This window comes from Anaerobacillus sp. 63XJN7_4_ISO-PGPR-S23-413, from assembly GCF_056173725.1.
Genome location: NZ_CM149688.1, coordinates 3,898,595 through 3,917,566, shown reverse-complemented (window position 1 = coordinate 3,917,566; position 18,972 = coordinate 3,898,595). Strand labels below are relative to the sequence as shown.

17 protein-coding genes are annotated in these 18,972 nt (G+C 39.4%); 14 read left to right on the top strand and 3 right to left on the bottom strand.

From position 1 onward, the window contains the following. Positions 1 to 8: 8 nt before the first annotated feature. The 3 genes from iolE to AC0VYO_RS20215 all read left to right on the top strand — a co-directional run bounded on the left by iolE (position 9) and on the right by AC0VYO_RS20215 (position 3,104). Positions 9 to 902, top strand: a complete 894-nt coding sequence (gene iolE / locus AC0VYO_RS20225; protein ID WP_475368139.1) for a myo-inosose-2 dehydratase — start codon at positions 9 to 11, stop codon at positions 900 to 902. A 10-nt stretch (positions 903 to 912) separates the two neighbouring features. Continuing rightward, positions 913 to 1,953: a Gfo/Idh/MocA family protein gene (locus tag AC0VYO_RS20220; protein WP_475368138.1), complete on the top strand. Its 1,041-nt coding sequence runs from the start codon at positions 913 to 915 to the stop codon at positions 1,951 to 1,953. 119 nt (positions 1,954 to 2,072) lie between these two features. Further along, a complete protein-coding gene (locus AC0VYO_RS20215) occupies positions 2,073 to 3,104 on the top strand; it encodes a LacI family DNA-binding transcriptional regulator (RefSeq protein ID WP_475368137.1) in 1,032 nt (343 codons plus the stop codon). A 94-nt stretch (positions 3,105 to 3,198) separates the two neighbouring features. On the opposite strand, the gene AC0VYO_RS20210 is transcribed toward AC0VYO_RS20215, so the two are convergent. Both AC0VYO_RS20210 and AC0VYO_RS20205 read right to left on the bottom strand, forming a co-directional pair. Then, positions 3,199 to 3,816: a cell wall hydrolase gene (locus AC0VYO_RS20210; RefSeq protein WP_475368136.1), complete on the bottom strand. Its 618-nt coding sequence runs from the start codon at positions 3,814 to 3,816 to the stop codon at positions 3,199 to 3,201. A gap of 166 nt (positions 3,817 to 3,982) precedes the next feature. Next, positions 3,983 to 4,897 carry an Nmad3 family putative nucleotide modification protein gene (locus AC0VYO_RS20205; protein WP_475368135.1) on the bottom strand — a complete coding sequence of 305 codons (915 nt, stop codon included), beginning with the start codon at positions 4,895 to 4,897 and terminating at the stop codon, positions 3,983 to 3,985. Positions 4,898 to 5,204: 307 nt separating this feature from the next. Here AC0VYO_RS20205 and AC0VYO_RS20200 point away from each other — a divergent pair, with 307 nt between their 5' ends. From AC0VYO_RS20200 to AC0VYO_RS20185, 4 genes are all read left to right on the top strand, one after another. Beyond that, positions 5,205 to 6,605: a cell wall-binding repeat-containing protein gene (locus tag AC0VYO_RS20200; RefSeq protein WP_475368134.1), complete on the top strand. Its 1,401-nt coding sequence runs from the start codon at positions 5,205 to 5,207 to the stop codon at positions 6,603 to 6,605. Between the two features lie 206 nt (positions 6,606 to 6,811). Then, positions 6,812 to 8,194: a cell wall-binding repeat-containing protein gene (locus tag AC0VYO_RS20195; protein WP_475368133.1), complete on the top strand. Its 1,383-nt coding sequence runs from the start codon at positions 6,812 to 6,814 to the stop codon at positions 8,192 to 8,194. Positions 8,195 to 8,699: 505 nt separating this feature from the next. Further along, positions 8,700 to 8,846 carry a hypothetical protein gene (locus AC0VYO_RS20190; protein WP_475368132.1) on the top strand — a complete coding sequence of 49 codons (147 nt, stop codon included), beginning with the start codon at positions 8,700 to 8,702 and terminating at the stop codon, positions 8,844 to 8,846. Between the two features lie 224 nt (positions 8,847 to 9,070). Continuing rightward, the gene (locus AC0VYO_RS20185) at positions 9,071 to 9,838 is read left to right on the top strand and encodes a tyrosine-protein phosphatase (RefSeq protein WP_475368131.1); all 768 of its coding nucleotides are present in this window, start codon (positions 9,071 to 9,073) and stop codon (positions 9,836 to 9,838) included. 46 nt (positions 9,839 to 9,884) lie between these two features. Here the strand turns inward: AC0VYO_RS20185 and AC0VYO_RS20180 are convergent, their stop codons facing one another. Then, the gene (locus tag AC0VYO_RS20180; RefSeq protein ID WP_475368130.1) at positions 9,885 to 10,790 is read right to left on the bottom strand and encodes an LCP family glycopolymer transferase; all 906 of its coding nucleotides are present in this window, start codon (positions 10,788 to 10,790) and stop codon (positions 9,885 to 9,887) included. Between the two features lie 247 nt (positions 10,791 to 11,037). Between AC0VYO_RS20180 and AC0VYO_RS20175 the strand changes: the two genes are divergently transcribed. The 7 genes from AC0VYO_RS20175 (at position 11,038) to AC0VYO_RS20145 (ending at position 18,966) form a co-directional block, all read left to right on the top strand. Beyond that, positions 11,038 to 11,805, top strand: coding sequence for a tyrosine-protein phosphatase (locus AC0VYO_RS20175; protein WP_475368129.1), 768 nt, complete (start codon positions 11,038 to 11,040; stop codon positions 11,803 to 11,805). Positions 11,806 to 12,077: 272 nt separating this feature from the next. Continuing rightward, on the top strand, positions 12,078 to 12,818 hold the full coding sequence (locus tag AC0VYO_RS20170) for a YveK family protein (RefSeq protein ID WP_475368128.1): 741 nt from the start codon (positions 12,078 to 12,080) through the stop codon (positions 12,816 to 12,818). Continuing rightward, a complete protein-coding gene (locus AC0VYO_RS20165) occupies positions 12,808 to 13,509 on the top strand; it encodes a CpsD/CapB family tyrosine-protein kinase (protein WP_371017776.1) in 702 nt (233 codons plus the stop codon). The genes AC0VYO_RS20170 and AC0VYO_RS20165 overlap by 11 nt, the downstream gene beginning before the upstream one ends. 394 nt (positions 13,510 to 13,903) lie before the next feature. Next, the gene (locus AC0VYO_RS20160) at positions 13,904 to 15,226 is read left to right on the top strand and encodes a UDP-glucose dehydrogenase family protein (RefSeq protein WP_475368127.1); all 1,323 of its coding nucleotides are present in this window, start codon (positions 13,904 to 13,906) and stop codon (positions 15,224 to 15,226) included. Positions 15,227 to 15,296: 70 nt separating this feature from the next. Then, on the top strand, positions 15,297 to 15,989 hold the full coding sequence (locus tag AC0VYO_RS20155; protein ID WP_475368126.1) for a sugar transferase: 693 nt from the start codon (positions 15,297 to 15,299) through the stop codon (positions 15,987 to 15,989). 19 nt (positions 15,990 to 16,008) lie between these two features. Continuing rightward, positions 16,009 to 16,695 (top strand): acylneuraminate cytidylyltransferase family protein, encoded by a 687-nt coding sequence (locus tag AC0VYO_RS20150; RefSeq protein ID WP_475368125.1) that lies wholly within the window; start codon positions 16,009 to 16,011, stop codon positions 16,693 to 16,695. Next, positions 16,696 to 18,966 (top strand): N-acetylneuraminate synthase family protein, encoded by a 2,271-nt coding sequence (locus tag AC0VYO_RS20145; RefSeq protein ID WP_475368124.1) that lies wholly within the window; start codon positions 16,696 to 16,698, stop codon positions 18,964 to 18,966. It abuts the gene before it with no gap. The last annotated feature ends 6 nt before the right edge of the window (positions 18,967 to 18,972 follow it).

Sequence of the window (18,972 nt, the reverse complement as noted above, 5' to 3'; positions counted from 1 at the left end):
GGGAAATCATGTTTCGTGAAAACAGTGTAAAGCTAGGCATTGCGCCAATTGGATGGACAAATGATGATATGCCGGAGCTTGGGAAAGAAATTACATTTGAACAATGCGTCAGTGAAATGGCGTTAGCGGGTTTTTCTGGAACGGAGATTGGCAATAAATATCCTAGAGATCCGCATGTATTAAAGCGAGCTTTATCCATACGAAATATCGAAATTGTAAGCGCGTGGTTCAGTGCTTACCTCACAACAAAACCATATGAAATAACGGAAAAATCCTTCCTTGAGCATCGCGATTTTCTTCATGAAATGGGAGCAAAGGTAATCGTCGTATCAGAACAAGGAAAAAGCATTCAGGGTCAGGACATTCCGCTCTTTGAGTATAAGCCGTCTTTTTCAGATCAAGAATGGGAACGACTTGCTTCAGGTCTTGATCGGCTCGGGGAACTGGCACATGAGAAGGGGATGAAGCTTGTTTTTCATCATCACATGGGAACAGGTATTCAGACAGCGGATGAAATCAATAGACTGATGGAGATGACTGATCCTGAGAAAGTTCATCTTCTTTATGATACAGGTCATTTGTATTTTTCAGATGAAAACCCGCTTGACGTGTTGAAGAAATTTCAGCATCGCGTTCATCATGTTCATCTGAAAGATGTGCGCAATCCGATCGCCAATCGCGTGAAAGAAGAAAAGCTCAGCTTTCTCCAGGCAGTGAAAGAAGGAGTATTTACCGTTCCAGGTAACGGTGATATTGATTTTGAACCGGTTCTGAAAAGCATTGGCGAATCAGATTATACAGGCTGGCTTCTCGTCGAGGCAGAGCAAGTTCCTGCAATTGCCAATCCATTTGAATACGCTCTTATGGCGCGCCAGTATTTGAAAGAAACTGCAGGAGTGTAAGGGGGATCATATGGAAAAAGTAAAAGTTGGCATCGTAGGGCTCGGACGACTTGGCAGACAACACGCAGAAAATTTAGCTTTTCGCATTCCTCATTGTGAGTTAACCGCCATCTGCAGTGTGGTTGAAGAAGAAGTGTGGGAAGTTCAATCTAAATGGAAGATTCCATATGGCTACACCACCTATGAAGAAATGCTCAAGAACAAAGAGCTGGATGCGATCTTTATTGCGTCTCCATCTGGGTTTCATTGCAACCAGATCCAGTTAGCACTTGAGGCCGGCTTTCACGTATTCAGTGAGAAACCATTGGGATTATACTTAGAAGAAGCAATTGACGTTGAAAAAGCTGTAAAAGCACACCCAAATCAAGTGTTTATGCTTGGATTTATGCGTCGCTATGATAAATCGTATTTGGCTGCTAAAGAAAAGATCGATCGCGGTGAGATTGGAGATCCGATTTTTATTCGCTGCTACGGTCTTGATCCAGCTGCTAAAATAGAAAGTTTCCTTCAATTTGCTGAAGCTAACTATAGCGGAGGACTATTTCTAGATATGGCGATTCATGACCTTGACCTCGCACGGTGGTATCTTGGAACAGAAGGGAAAGAAGTTTGGGCGATTGGCGGAGGCTATGAGCGAAAAGAATTCGATGCCCTTCAAGATGCTGAAACAGGTGCTGCCATGGTTCGATTTGAGAACAACGCAATTGGTGTTTTTCTAGCTGGGCGGAATTGTGCTCATGGTTATCATATCGAAACCGAAATTATTGGGACGAAGGGAAGCCTTCGAATAGGAACCGTCCCTGAACGTAATCAAGTGGTTCTCTTTAACGAGTTGGGAGCGGTACAAGAGTGCGTTGATGGTTTTCTTGAACGTTTCGAGCAGGCATATCGTAGTGAGGTAGAAGAATTTATATCTTGTATTCTCGAAGGTCGAAAGCCAAGTGTGACAGTTCAAGATGGCGTAGAATCCACAAGGCTTGGCTATGCTTGTAAGGAATCCTTTGAGAAGCGTGAACTTGTTAAAAATAAGGCGAATACAGGTATCGTTTAAGCAGGCTGAGCGTTCAGCCTGCTTTTAGCATAGCTTTTCCAAGAAGCCAAACACACTACATAAATGGTATGATGAAAAATAGAAGAACAGGAAAGTTTGGAAAGAAAGGAGGGGAACTGATGAAAGCCACAATCTATGATGTAGCGAAAGCAGCAGGTGTCTCAATTGCAACGGTTTCTAAGGTTATTAACCATACCGGTAAAATTAGTGAAGCGACGCGTGTAAAAGTACTTGAGACGATGAAGGAGCTAAACTATCATCCAAGCGTAGTAGCCTCTGCTTTAACAGGAAAACGAACCGAAACTCTAGGGCTCTTGGTGCCGGACGTTTCAAATCCATTCTTTTCAGAAATGGCAAGAACGATAGAGGATCGCGCTCATGATCGAGGAATGAGCGTCATTATGTGTAGCACCGATGATCAAGCAGAGAAAGAAAAGAAATACATTGAGCTTTTACAGCGGAAACAGGTAGATGGTTTAATTATCGCCTCTGGATTTCGAGACAAAAGTTTATTAGATGAATTAAAGAGAAATAAGGTGCCGCTGGCTATGCTATCTTTTGATGACCCTTCCCTTGATGTAACCACGGTATCCGTCGATGACTACAAAGGCGGATATGAAGCCGCTTCACATCTCATATCACTTGGTCACCGTAATATAGCCATTATCGGTGAAGACGTGCATAGTAGTAGAATGAGAATTTTTGGGTATCGCGATGCATTTGAAGCTTTTGGAGTACCCTGTTTAGAAGAGAATACGCTAAGAACAACGGCTTCTCTCGAAAATGGTGCAAAGTGCGTTAAAGAGTTGCTTCAGCGTGACCATCCTCCGACAGCGATCTTCGCATGCAATGACCTCATTGCTATTGGAGCGATTCAGGGAGCAAGGGAATTGGGAATTAAGGTGCCTTCTGATTTATCAATAGTTGGTTTCGATAACACTATTTTAGCAACGACAACCGTGCCGGCCCTTACAACAATTTCTCAACCTATTGAGGAAATGGGGCGTAAGATTGTTGATGTGTTGATTGAGGAAATACATAAACGAGTTGTTATAAGAGAAAGAGTTCTCTTTAAGCCGTCACTCATTGTAAGAGGTACTACGACTGCTTTCAAAGAAGAGATCAATGAAGGGGGTCAGGCGCGCGCCTGACCCCCTTCACAAACAAAAAAGCCACAAAGTCCGCCCTAAGCGGACTTTGTGGCTTTGCCTCTATAAATCTCTTTCATTCTCTCTCTATTGCCATCTAACGCGCATACACATGCTGCCCAATCGTCTTAATCACATCACGCGAATAAATCCATTCATCGGACACGCCACTCGGGTTGTAGTAATACGTCGCACCGCCAGATGGATCCCATCCGAAGTACGCATCCTTCGCAGCGCGGTAAGAAGAAGCATCAGGCGTGAGCCAATACTGTCCATCATTCAAAGCGGTAAACGCATTCTGTTGATAAATCACCCCGTATGTACTCCCTGGAAACGAAGAGGATTGAACGCGATTCAAGATAACAGCGGCGACCGCAACCTTACCTTCATAAAGCTCACCACGAGACTCACCATGAACAACATGTGCGATCATCTCAAGATTACTTAGCATGTTCAGCGTATTCGTACCCGCTACGCCATCTGCGCTAAGTCCAAAATCCGCCTGGAAATCACGAACAGCTTCCTTCGTCACCGATCCATAATAGCCCGTTGGCGTCGTATGGAAGTAATCGAGCTTCTCTAAAATTGACTGCATGTGCTGAACTTCTGATCCTCTTGATCCCGTGTCCATCATTGCCGATGCATTGTCCTCTAAGACGAATAAATAAAAGCATGATGCAAGGACAAGAGACCCAAGTACATGTAAGAATTTCATTAGCAAGCCCCTCTCGAATAAGTTAACCCTCATTATAATACAGTGAATCAAGGGAAGATATGGAACGGAGTACCTTTCTTCTTTAGCATCAAATCCCATCGAAAGTCTAGTTTTATCCAGTTTCTAACTTTCATAAAGGCACATGGACCTAAGAAAGAGAATAGTCCTACACGCTCCTAACTCCTTCACGAAAAATATTCCCTTGATTCCGTACAAACAGTTCCCTAATCCACGCATTCCCATCAGCACCTGGATTCGCACAAACAAACTCCTGTCCAATCCCAGTCGAAACGGTACATCCGTCAACATCCTGTTGCCAGGTTCTATGATGAACTTGACTCAAATTCTTATACAAAAACGACGGTAACTCCCATGTGCCATGACGCCCATTAAGCTGAGCAGACAAGCGCAATCCTTCATTTAAAGTCTTAAAATATCCACATCCCGGTATCCCAAGATCTTCAAACAGCCATTCATCCGGCACATACACATAATTTAATTTCGAAAAGGCATCCTTGGTCACATGAGGATGGCGCCCTAGTCCGTACTCATCCGAAGCCACCGTGGCATCAGCATACGTTTCAATCCGCTTCTTTACCTTCATCCATCCATATAAAAAATGTCCTTTCCGAGCTTTTCCGATCACCTTAAATCCGCCAAAGAAAAGAAACAAATCCCCATCCCCTACATTCATTTTCCGCAAATGCGGTGCCGCATTTGCTTGACCAAAGCCTCTTCCAATCGCAAATTGACTCTGCTCTGGAATCCACGGGGGGCGACCAAGCATCGGGTCGAAGTGCGCATAAATATCCGGATCATTGATGTCACGCTTACCCTCATTCCCTACCTTAATCTTAGACGTGTTGTAGATCTCCTGATAAACATCACTCACATTCATCCCTTCATAACCACCTAAATACCCTTTAGCCACTGGAATTTCATCATATCTAATCCTAGCTTGAAAAATTGCTTTTCGCTCTGGAATCGGTAACCACACGTATTTACCCGTCTGTTCATTGTATGGCGATAGTCTTCCGCCGCTTCCCGCATCGAATCCTTTACGGCTTAGCACGAATTTCATCGTAGCCCTCCTTTTTGGTAGTGATTGGATACTTCTTTCGCCATATTTCGCTCACATCCTTTTTATATCGGTTGAATTATCTGAAAATAAATAACCGAAATGTTAGTAGTCTTGATAATGAAATAGTAGGGTGTCATAACAAGTCGTTCTTTCTAAAAAAACTTCCTATTCGACAAAAACATCCTATAGCGCAACCCTCGTTTCTCCTATATAATCCTCTTAGTGTAAAGAAATGGAAGGGTGATGAAGGAGCAGGGGACATGCTCGTTTTGCTTCATAAATGAGAATGATAGGGGAAAAGATCCGAATGAAAAAAGTACTTGGACTAGTATCAACCGCACTCCTGGCAGGAAGTCTCATTGGTGGGCCTGTTGCCTCTGCCTCCACCCACGATGCGCTTATGAAAAAAGCGCAGAAAATGACGATGAACGACGGTTATGATGACTGGGAATACATCTCTGAAGTCGAACCAAATAATAGTTTCAAAGAAGCAAATTCCTATATAAATGATGACGTCATGACCGGTAAATTAACCGATCAGGATCAAGATTTCTATAAATTCGAAGTCGAAGCAGACGAGCCAGTCTCCTTATCTTTCGGTGCAGGTACGGATGAAGAAGAGCCAACAATGGAGCTTTGGGTTGATCTTTATGATGAGAATCAGAAGAAAATCACACCTGATTACGAAGAAGGCGAATACGGTTATTACGGAGGTATCGAGGAGCTTGAGCCTGGAACCTACTATTTCAGAGTCACGGATTCCGCTAATAAAAATAATAACGTAGACTACTATTTTTCCGCCTTCACGTACTCCAATGATCCAATCGTTATGAGGATCGCAGGGGAAGATCGCTACGAGACAGCGGTTGAAATCGCCAAGACAGGATTTGAAGAAGGCTACACGCGACACGTTGTTCTTGCGACAGGACAAAACTTCCCTGATGCCCTTGCCGGAGCGCCACTTGCTTATCAATATAGCGCGCCAATTCTTCTGACCCAAACGAAAGAGCTACCTGCTTCTGTGAAAGAAGCACTAAACTATTTTGGAACGGAGCACGTCACGATCCTTGGTGGGCAAACAGCTGTTTCAAAAAATGTGGAAAAGTCCCTCACAAAAATGGGCATCACGTTCGATCGTATTGAAGGAAAAGATCGCTACGAAACAGCTGCCAAAATTGCTAAAGAAATCGATCCTTATTTCAGTGATACAGCGTTTGTCACCTACGGAGGTAACTTCCCAGATGCGTTATCTGTCGCCTCCATTGCAGCTTTTCAGGGAAGCCCGATTTTATTAACAAAAACAAAAGAAATTCCAGCTGTAACAGCAAAAGCATTAAAAAATTACAATGACACATACGTTATTGGCGGAACGGCCGTTGTCAGCAATACGGTCTTCAATAAGCTCCCACACCCAAAGCGGATCTCAGGAGAAAACCGCTATGATACGTCTGTTCAGGTGGCAAAGCAACTAGATACGTCGGGGTATGCAGTTAACCTCGCTACGGGTGAAAACTTCGCAGATGCTCTTTCCGGCTCTGTTCTTGCCGCAAACTTCTACGAGCCTGTTCTCCTAACGAGAAAGGACGAGCTACCTAAGGAAGTTAAAAAACTATTTATGGATAAAGACACATTCTTCTTCACGATCTTCGGTGGACCGAATGCGATTAGTGAAGATGTGGAGGATGAGATTTGGGAGATGTTTGAGTAAAAAATGGACGGTTAGCATGAGCTAACCGTCTTTTTTGTCTTTGTGTGGGGTCAGGCACGTGCCTGACCCCACACGACTTTATACCTACACCCTCTGGATTATTCTCCCACTTTCTTGTTATACTCAAACACGTGCAATGAACATAACAGGAGGTGGAGAGAGACAACACAGGCATAAATCAGAGAATACCGGGGGAATACATACTAATGAAGAGAGCATTCGGGATCCTAACATCACTTTTACTCGCAGGAAGCTTAATCGGTCAGTCAGCTTCTGCAGAAACAGGTAGCGCAGAACAGCCTCAGCCGAGCGCTAAAGCACCCTTTGACATTAAAGGCTTTATCGGGGAAATGGAGCCAAATAATGAGTTTAAGGATGCACGTGAAACAGGCATCGATTACATAGCGGCTGGAACTTTAACAGATCATGATCAAGATATTTATAAACTAGAAATCAGGGAGGAACAGCGACTTGATTTTTTCGCTGGAACAGATACATTGGATTCACCTCTTCAGTTTCAAGTGGATGTCTATGATCAGAACTTCGAGAAAATGACGCCAGATAGTGAAGAGAACATTGAACTGTACAAAGGAAGTTTTGATCACCTGAAGCCAGGAACGTACTATTTTGTTATTAAAGACCTTAACAACGTAGATAACGGTGAGACATATTATTTCCAGACGTTCGGGGAAGGGATGCTTTTCTCTGATCGCATTTACGGTTTTAACCGCTACGATACAGCTGTTGAAATCGCCAAAGAAACGTTTCGAGAAAATGAAGCGCCACACGTGGTCCTTGCAACCGGATCAGATTTTCCAGACGCTCTTGCAGGTGCACCACTAGCCTATGCAAAAGATGCGCCAATTCTTTTAACGAAAACAGATCGAATCCCAGATGATGTTCTCAATGCATTTGACTACTTTGGCGTAGAAGAAGTAACGATTATCGGCGGGGAAAATGCAGTATCCAAAAAGGTAGAGAGTAAATTAAAAAACGATCTTTCGATGAAGGTAAATCGTATCTCAGGTGATGACCGCTATGATACGGCTGCAAAAATTGCCGATGAGCTGGGTGCTACAAGCGAAACGGCTTATGTTACTTATGGTGGTAACTATCCCGACGCACTATCCATTGCTTCAATTGCCGCGATGGAAGGAAGTCCGATTCTCTTAACGAAATCAAACGACATTCCGGAAGCCACGAGCGACGCGCTTCAAAACTACAGCGATTCCTACGCCATCGGTGGACCGGCTGTGATCTCAGACAGTGTCGTTAATCAACTTCCAGACGGAGAGCGTATTGCAGGATCAGATCGTTATGAAACATCTGTGAATGTTGCAAAAGAGCTAGACGTTCGCTTGCAATCTGTGAATCTAGCAACAGGCCTTGGCTTCGCCGATGCGCTAACAGGATCCGTGCATGCAGCGGTTAATGAAGAACCGGTGATTTTAACGAGACCCAACAAATTGTCTACTCCGGCGAAAAAGCTCTTCGAAGACTATGGTACGAACACATTCACGATCTTTGGTGGACCAGCTGCCGTAGACTTTGCAGTTGATGATGAGATCTATGAGATGTTTGTAGAATAGGAGAGTAGAAACAAAATATAAGTGAAATGAAAGAAGGACAGTGCCTGGGCACTGTCCTTCTTTCATTTTATATCAACTTACAACGCTTAACATAATCTTCGCCCACCCAAACAATGCGATCCAGAGAGGAATACTTAATGAGACGCCCCATACCATTCCTTTAGCAAAATTGCCTTCTTCCTGGTAATGCATATGCTCATCCCCTTCAAAAGAAAGTTCATCCGGTTAAAGCAGGGTGACTTCCTTCTATTATAAATGATACCGCTATCAAACGTTGTCGTTTCACGAAAAATATTTTCACGAGTCTTGATAGTAGTTAATAACTTAACTCTAGTTTACCCATATCCCTCAGTTTTTATTACTCTTTAAATAAGTCGAGTGTGTTTATTTTACTATGACCGTCAAAGATACTGGTAAATTAACGAAAAAATTACACAAATATGGTTACAACTTCATAGTGATTGGGTACTATTATTAGAAATATATAAAAAGGAAGGTAGTTTAGATGGAACGTTCCAACGTGGGAATGTGGGGAGATATTGAACAATTTGTTAAAAGTGTAGAAGAGGATCAACGTGAAGCTAGTTCAACAAAGGATTACATTGAGCAGATTAAAGCTATTCTCTTAAAATATAATGGACAAGTAGACTAATAGAAGAACTGACGGTGATATATCGCGTCAGTTCTTTTTTTAATTTTTAGTGATATATGTCTAATAGATAATTACAATATGAAAGTATTTTAAAATATGGTAATATAAAACATATAACCGTTCTCAAAATAGAACAAGTGGGTTTTTATGATGAACTGAAAACCGTTGCACCTCGATGTAATGACTTGATAAGAGAGTAACGTGAGGGAAAGGGGAAGTGGGTTATGATCGATGTACACTGTCATATTCTACCGGGGATGGACGATGGGCCGAAGTCAATTGATGAAAGTATCGAGATGGCGAGGAAGGCTGTGAGTGAGGGGATTACTAAGGTTGTGGCGACACCTCATCATCGAAATGGTCGCTATGAAAATGATCGGAGAGTGATCATGCAAGAGGTGACGATTTTAAACAAAGAGCTATCAAGAGAAGGAATTGATATTGAAGTTCTTCCAGGCCAGGAAATAGCATTGTTTGGTGAAATGTTAGAAGACTATGAGAAAAGTAACCTTTTAACAGTGAACGATGAGGAGATCTATTTGTTTGTGGAATTGCCAGCTAGTCATCTTCCGGCTTATACAAATAAGCTATTCTTCGACCTTCAAATGAAAGGATTAATTCCAGTTATAGTTCATCCTGAGCTAAATCAAGAAATCATCGAAAATCCGAAGAAACTTTACCAGTTAGTGAAGGAAGGTGCTTTATCACAAGTAACGGCTTCTGCAGTATCAGGTGAAATGGGAAAGAAGATGAAAAAGTTCTCGCATGAACTAATTTCTCATAATCTCGCGCACGTTATTGTTTCAGATGCACATAATACAACCACACGCCCTTTTAATCTAAGAAAAGCGTTTGATACAGTGGAAGAAAAATTCGGGATGTCCATTCGATATCAGTTACAAGAAAATGCAGCGCTTATGGCGAACGCTAAAATGGTAGATAAGGAAATGCCACAGCGCATTCATAAAAAGAAAAGACTAGGTATATTTTAAAAATACGAGGCAGCCTTTAAACTACTAGGCTGCCTCGTACTAAGAGTTAACTAATTTCTAGATGATCTTTAAGTTTTTGGGTAATACTTTGTTTCTCTTCATCAGAAACGATATAGTACCAGAGGCCATCAATCATTTCGCCACTTCCTTGAATTTCAAAAGTCGTCATATTGTTGCGAGCGCCTCGATAATTTTTGAAAATATCGTTCATTTCTTCAAATGTCATATTCGTCTTTACGTTACTACCAACGGCTTGTAGCAAGTCATCAATTTTATTAATGCTTCCAACACTAGCACCTTCATCAATAATCGACTTAATGATTTCACGTTGACGGTCATTACGCCCAAGATCACCCTTTGGATCTTCATAGCGCATTCTTGAGAAGGCTAGAGCTTCCTCTGCATTTAAATCAATTTCACCAGCTGGAAACGAATAACCTTGATAATCAAATGCAAATGGATTATCCACCGTTACACCATTAAGCGCAGAAACAACATCTTCGAACGCCTCCATGTTAACTTTGAAGTAATAATCAATCGGCACATCCAGGAAGTTCTCGACTGTGTCCATTGTCATTTCGATACCACCATAAGCATAAGCGTGATTCATCTTTTCAGTCGTGCCACGCCCAATGATTTCAGTGCGCGTATCACGTGGAATATTAAACATGTACATCGAATCATTATGAGGGTTTAATGTAATCATGATCATCGTATCCGAGCGACCCTGATCATTTTCTCGTTCGTCGACTCCCATCAGAAGAATCGAAACGGGATCTTTTTCATTCATGTTTACTTTTTCGGTACGCTTTTCTGAAGTATCTCGACTAATGGGCTCATGCATTTCACCTGCTGTATCTTTAACAGAATCAAAGAGGTAGTAAGCATATCCCCCACCGGCTAACAGAATAACTCCGGCAATTACTCCTAAAACGATTAATACTTTTTTCATTTTAACATTCCATCTTTCCGTAGAATAATAGACTTATGCATCTTGTGAAATCCTATCCCCTATTATAAGTCGAACTATTTCGTAAAGTAAATACCTTCCAAACATTAGAGATTGCCCTTGAATTTTCAAAGGATGCTTAAGATTACACGTCATTTAGACGATACAATAGGGAAAGAAGTTACAATGAACGAAACAAATTATGCTAATCTAATAGAATCAGTTAAGAAATGGAAAGGGGAAAGAAAACATGATCGATATTCATTCACATATTTTACCGGGAATCGATGATGGAGCGAAAAGCATCGATGATAGTCTTGCGATGGCTCGTCAGGCCATTAATCAAGGGATCACAAAAGTAGTGGCATCACCTCACAACAAAAATGGCACATTTGACAATATCAAACCATCCATTGTTCAAGACGTAGCAATCTTGAATAAAGAACTACAGCGAGAAGGCATAGATCTTGAAATTTTACCAGGTCAAGAAAACCGCATTTACGGAGAGTTAGTAGAAGAGCTAGAAGGAAGTGACTTGCTAACCGTGAATGACAATGGCGTTTATATGTTAATTGAGTTTCCATCAAGTCATTTACCTCGCTATGCCAATAAGCTTTTATTTGACCTCCAAGTAAAAGGGGTTGTTCCGATTATCGTGCACCCTGAGCGAAACAGGGAAATTATAGAGAATCCAGAGCGGTTGTATAATTTGGTTAAAGAAGGAGCATTAACTCAACTTACGGGGACGAGCGTCACCGGGAAGATGGGCAAGAAAATCCAAAAATTTTCTTTTGATTTAATCCAGCATAATCTGTCCCACTTTGTGGCTTCCGATGCTCATAATATAAATTCCAGACCGTTTGACCTACTAGAAGCTTTTGAAATGGTTGAAAAGGAGTTTGGCATTTCGACACGATACATGCTGCAGGAAAATGCAGAGGAAATGGTGGTTGGAAGAATGGTAGCAAAAGAGGTACCACAACAAATCCGTAAGAAGAAAATACTAGGATTGTTCTAAGTGTATGAGAAAGAGGTCACAATTTCTCATGTGACCTCTTAACATAATCTTTATAAAAAAAGTTTTCGTCAAAAATTGTATAAAAACCCATATGTAAGCATTTTCTTCTACAAAATTCGACATAGAATCATAGTATATTCGTACTATGACAAATTTCATGTGGGTATTGATGAGAAAAAAGGCTAAATTTTACTTAATTTCTGTGTTATAGTAAATTCTGTACTGAAAATAGTTACGTATTAAAAATAATTTTGATCGCGTTGGAGGCATCTATGGAAGAAACTATTAGTTTAAAGGAAATTTTCGCAGTTCTCAAAAAACGTCTCGCTCTTATTCTACTTATTACACTTCTCGCTACAGCAACAAGCGGAGTTGTCTCTTATTTCCTACTTACCCCAATTTATCAAACTTCAACCCAAATTCTTGTAAACCAAAAAGCAGATTCAGAGAATGCTTTTGATTATAACCAGGTAAAAACCAATGTGGAACTGATCAATACATATAGCGTGATTATTAAAAGCCCCAAAATCCTTGAAGAAGTTGGAAAAGATCTAAACCTTGATCTTTCAACAAATGCACTGAAAGAAAAAATCACGGTTAGCAATGAACAAAATTCTCAGGTGGTTTCAATTGATGTAAAAGATCAGGATCCCGCCCTAGCTGTTAAAATTGCGAACACTACAGCAGAAATTTTTGAAAATGAAATCACAAATATTATGAATGTAGACAATGTAAGTGTTCTTTCAGAAGCAAACTTTGAAGGAACGCCAAGTCCAGTTAATCCTAAACCTGTTCTAAATATGGCAATTGCTCTAGTAGTTGGATTAATGGTTGGCGTCGGTCTTGCCTTCTTACTCGAATACCTTGATAACACAATTAAAGATGAAAATGACATTGAAAAGATTCTTGGCTTGCCTGTACTTGGAACAATTGCAGTGATTGAAGATAAAGAAGTTGGTTCATCGAAAGGACATGCAAAAAAGTCAGTGAGGGGTGAAACGGTTGAGTCGTAAAAATCGAAAGTCTGTACACGTTGATAAAGAAAGAAGTCTCTTAACACATCAAAACCCGAAATCACCCATTGCTGAGCAATATCGAACAATCAGAACGAACATTCAGTTTGCTTCAGTTGAAGAAGAAATTCGTACGATTATGGTTACTTCTTCTGGACCGATGGAAGGAAAGTCGACGACGATCGCTAACCTTGGAGTGGTTTTGGCTCAACAGGGAAAAAGCGTTTTAATCGTGGATGCAGATTTACGTAAGCCAACCGTTCATTATACGTTCAGAACAATGAACACAAGAGGGATCACCAACATCCTCACCCGTCAGGCTGAGTTAGTAGAGGTGACGCAAGAAACGGAAGTACCGAATCTTAATGTATTGACGAGTGGACCTGTTCCACCGAATCCATCAGAGCTTCTTGGTTCTAAGGGGATGGATAACCTTATCGAAGAAGCACTCCGTCATTATGACGTCATACTATTCGACTGCCCTCCGATTCTTGCGGTGGCCGATTCGCAAATTGTTGCGAATAAGGTGCAGGGGACTGTGCTGGTCGTGAGTAGTGGGACAACGGATAAAGAAGCTGCGGTTAAGGCAAAGGAAAGACTTGAAAGTGTAAATAGTAAGCTACTTGGAGTTGTACTTAATCGAAAGAAAATGAAAGATGGTAGTTACTACTATTATTACGCTCAGAAATAGTGGTGCTTTTATACTAAATGGTGATTTTCGACAGAAACAGACGAAAATCACCTGTTTTTAGGCCGTAAGTAGTGTGTTAAGATCGTAACATCATAATAAATGTGATAATTTGGTTTAATTATGGTTCCAAAGTCATGTTCTGGCGATGTCTCCTTGCCATTACCTCTGGAGGCACTCGGCTATGCTGTGGGTGGGGAATCTTTTCACCTTAGACATTTATTGTCAGGGGCATGGTGTGAGGATGGGTTGAATGCCCTATTACATATTAAAACAATAGATTGATCTTTAGTTGAATAAGAGAAAGTATAACCATACTTCTCTTTTTGAGGATAAAGATTATTGCTTTTTGAGTATTATAATTTGTAAGTAAAAACGAATGATTCAGGAGGGAAACATGAAAATATCGGTAGTAGGAACAGGTTATGTGGGGTTGGTTACAGGTGTTTGCCTTTCTGATATAGGGCATACAGTCACTTGTATTGATATCGATGAAAGTAAAGTTCGGAGTATGAGACAGGGAAAATCCCCTATTTATGAGCCGGGATTAGAAGAACTGATGGTTAAAAATGTACAAGCTAGTCGCTTATTCTTCACTACAAATCACAATGAAGGGTTCGAGGGAGCTAGTGCGATTTATATAGCGGTAGGAACTCCTCAAAAAAGCGATGGATCAGCTGACCTCTCCTATATTGAGCAAGTAGCCAAAGATATTGCTACTCATGTGACAAGAGATACAGTTGTTGTGACAAAAAGTACAGTACCAGTAGGAACGAATGAGTACATTAAACAACTTATTCTGGATAATTTGTTGCATATCGTACAAGTACATGTCGTATCTAATCCCGAGTTTTTAAGAGAAGGATCTGCCGTTAAGGATGCTTTTTATGGAGATCGAATTGTTGTAGGTTCTGATGATCTAGATGCAGCTAACCTTTTAGAAGAAATTAATATGCCTTTTGGTATTCCGGTTTATCATACAGATATTAAAAGTGCTGAAATGATCAAATATGCTTCAAATGCCTTTCTTGCTACAAAAATTAGCTTCATAAATGAAATCTCTAATATCTGCGAAAAAACTGGGGCCAATGTAGAAGATGTGGCTGCGGGTATGGGAATGGATAAAAGAATTGGACGAAACTTCTTAAATGCTGGTATTGGTTATGGGGGATCATGCTTTCCGAAGGATACCAATGCACTCGTACAAATCGCCGGTAACTTCGAGCATGATTTTGAACTTTTGAAATCGGTTATAAAAGTAAATAACAATCAGCAGAGATTGTTAGTAAATAAGGCAATTGAACGCTTTGGTAGTTTGCAAGGCAAAAAAGTAGCTTTGCTTGGCCTCGCTTTCAAACCGGAAACGGATGATATGCGTGAGGCTGCATCCATTCGCATCGCAGAAGATTTAGTAGGATTAGGTGCGAATGTTGTTGGTTATGACCCAATTGCTATTGAAAATGCTAAAAAGTGGCTACCCGATGAAGTGACATATGTAGACTCAATTGAAGAGGCTATAGAATTAGCAGATTGCGCCCTGATTGTAACGGAATGGGAGCAAATTAAACAGTTAAAACTAAATGTGTATTCCAAACTGATGAATTCTCCAGTGGTTTTTGACGGAAGAAACTGTTATTCGATTGAAGAGGTAGAAAATCATAATTTAGAATACTACTCAATTGGGCGCCCACAAGTAACTACTGAAGTTATCTATAATTAATATGATAATAGTGATAAAAAATAGGGAATTAGGATGAGTTTTAAAATAATACTACAAAGGAGGTACTAGATTGGCAGTTTCTGATATACCGTCAAATGATAGATTAAAAGAAAACGCAGGAAAAGATATGATTAAACACTCAGTAAATAACACTGGGAATTCATATCTAATAACAAAAAGATTTATTGATATTTTAGGGTCGTTGATCGGAATCATTCTTTTATCTCCATTACTAATTATTATTTCATTAGCAATAAAGATTGAAGATCCTAAAGGCCCCGTGTTTTTTAAACAAAAACGAGTTGGTCTCGACGGGAAAGTCTTTTATATGTATAAATTTAGATCAATGGTATCAAATGCAGAAGACCTTCTACATAACTTATTAGAATTGAATGAAACTACAGGCCCTATTTTCAAACTTAAAAACGATCCAAGAGTAACGAAAGTTGGAAGATTCATTCGAAAAACAAGTATCGATGAGCTTCCCCAACTTTGGAATGTGTTGAAAGGTGAAATGAGTCTTGTTGGACCAAGACCGGCTCTTCCAAGAGAAGTCGATCAATATTCTGGATATGACAGACAAAGACTTTTCGTTGTTCCAGGATGTACAGGTTTATGGCAGGTTAGTGGAAGAAGTAATATAGGGTTTGCTGAAATGATAGAATTAGATCTTTTCTACATAAGGCGCAGAAGTATCTGGTTTGATATTAGGTTAATATTAAAAACAGTTTTGACTATGCTTGGTTCAAAAGATGCATATTAAATAAAGTAGGTGTTTAAAAATGAATTATGTTGCAGTGATCCCAGCACGTGGAGGATCAAAGGGTTTACCAAACAAAAATATCCTAGAAATAAATGGGAAGCCACTAATTGCATGGAGTATTGAACATGCACTAAATTCCGATAAAATTGAAAGAGTAATAGTTTCTACTGATAGTGAGGATATTGCAAGGGTGGCTAAGCAATATAATGCAGAAGTTCCTTTTATAAGACCCGATGATTTAGCTCTCGATTCTTCTGCAACTGAACCAGTTCTAACACATGTAGTAGAATGGTTAGATAAAAACGAAGATTATCATGCAGATGCAATTGTATTATTACAGCCGACCTCTCCATTTAGAAAACAAGGAAGACTTACACAAGCAATCAAACAGTTTGAAAAAGAAAAAACAGATTCACTGCTAAGTGTTTGTGAAAATCATCATTTTTTCTGGATGAACAAAGAAAATCCAGAGGCACTTTATAATTATAAAAACCGTCCTAGAAGACAAGATATTGACCCTGAAGATAGATGGTATAGAGAAAATGGTTCTATATATATAACGAATAGCAAATTACTTATGGATAATAATAATCGTTTGGGCGGAAAGATCTCCATGTTTAAGATGGATGAAGAAGAAAGTTGGGAAATCGATTCGAGAACGGACTTTAAAATAGTAGAAGTGTTTCTAAAGGAGTTTGAAAAATAAATGATATTTGATAAAAATATAAAGAAATATAGTGTGTATTCTCAAGATAGTATTGTAAATGCTCTAAAAAAAATAAGTGAGAATAAGGAAAGAATAATTTTCTCAGTTAATGAATTTGGAGTATTAGAAGGTATTTTAACTGATGGAGATTTTCGTCGTTGGATAGTTAATCAAAAAGATATTGATTTAAGCCAACCAGTTGAATTAATCGCAAACAAAAACTATACATATGCGAACAAGAACGAAGCTAAGGAGAATGTCGAAAAAATATTTGTTGAAAATTATGAGTTTATTCCTATAGTTGATGAACAGCACCACTTAGTATCTATCGCACGAAAAGATTCTAATAAAATTGAAATAGGAAATTATGTATTGGATGAAGCTTCTCCATCTTTTATTATTGCAGAAATTGGTAACAACCATAATGGAAGTATAGATCTAGCTAAGACTTTAATCGACGATGCTTTAGAATCAGGGGCTGATTGTGCGAAATTTCAACTAAGAAATTTAAATAGTTTATATAAAAATTCTGGGAATGCAAATGATGCAAGTGAAGATTTAGGTTCTCAATACACGCTTGACCTTCTTTCGAGATTTCAACTCTCTAATAATGAAATGATAGAAGCATTTGATTATTGTAAAGCAAGAGGAATAATGCCACTTTGTACACCATGGGATTCGGAAAGCTTATCCTTTTTGGAAGAATACGGAATGCCTGCATATAAGTTAGCTTCTGCAGATTTAACTAACCACGAATTGTTATTAGAAATGGCAAAAACAGGTAAACCACTTATTTGCTCAACAGGTATGTCAAAAGAAAATGAGATAAAAGAGGCTGTAAGAATTTTAAAGAGTGAGGGTTCACCTTATATTCTTTTACATTGTAATTCTACCTATCCCGCCCCATTTAAAGATGTTCAGTTAAATTATATGGACCGCTTAAAGGAAATTGGTGAATGCTTAGTAGGTTACTCAGGACATGAACGAGGTATCAATATAGCAATAGCTGCCGTAACCAAAGGTGCAAAAGTAATTGAGAAACATTTCACTATAGATAGAAGTATGGAAGGAAATGATCATAAAGTAAGCCTTCTTAAGAATGAGTTTAAAAGCATGGTGCAAGCAATTCGTGAGGTTGAACTTGCTCTTGGTACTTCTCAAGAGAGAAATATGTCTCAAGGTGAGTTAATAAATAGAGAAAACCTTGCTAAAAGTCTAGTTATTAACTGTCAACTTAAAAAAGGGGAAATTATAAAAGAAAGTATGATCGAAGTAAAGAGTCCAGGAAAGGGAATTCAGCCAAACAGAAGATCGGAGCTAATTGGTTTGAAAGCAAAGCGAGATTTTGAAATTGGCGACTTCTTTTATGATTCTGACCTAAATGTTGAAACAGTTAAACCAAAAGAAAAATATGATTTTGCGCATAAATGGGGAGTTCCCGTAAGGTACCACGATTATAAATCAATACTTGAAAAAACATCTCCTGATCTTCTGGAGTTTCATCTCAGTTACAAAGATTTAGAAGAAAATATTGATAGTTATTTTAACGAAGTATATGATATGGATTTTGTAGTTCATATGCCAGAATTATTTGCAGGGGATCACTTGTTAGATCTTTGTTCATTTGATGAAGAGTATAGAAAACATTCTATCAAAGAAGCTCAACGAGTTATTGATATTACTAGAAAACTTAAAAAATACTTTGCCAAATCAGTAAAACCTCTTATAGTAACAAATATGGGTGGTTTTACTCAGGATTCTCCATTGTCACCTTCTGATCGAGGAAAATATTATGATCTTATTGAGAAAAGTCTTTCAGAGTTGGATATGGAGGGTGTAGAGATAATTCCTCAGACTATGCCCCCATTTCCTTGGCACTTTGGAGGTCAAAGGTATCAAAATTTATTTATGGACCCAGTAGACACTGTTGACTTCTGTAAGAAAAATAATATGAGAGTATGTTTTGATACTTCTCACTCAAAACTCGCTTGCAATTATCACAAATGGTCTTTTGCAGAATTTATAAAACAAATTGGACCTTATACTGCATATCTTCATATTGTAGATGCTGAAGGCGTTGATGGAGAAGGATTGCAGATTGGAGAAGGAGAAATTGATTTTCCTGCTTTAGTTGAAGGTCTAAAGAAATACGCTAGTGAAGCATCCTTTATCCCAGAAATATGGCAAGGTCATAAAAACAATGGAGAAGGTTTCTGGATTGCTCTTAGTAAGCTTGAAGAAGCATATCAAATTGTGAATAAAACAAATTAAGCTGTC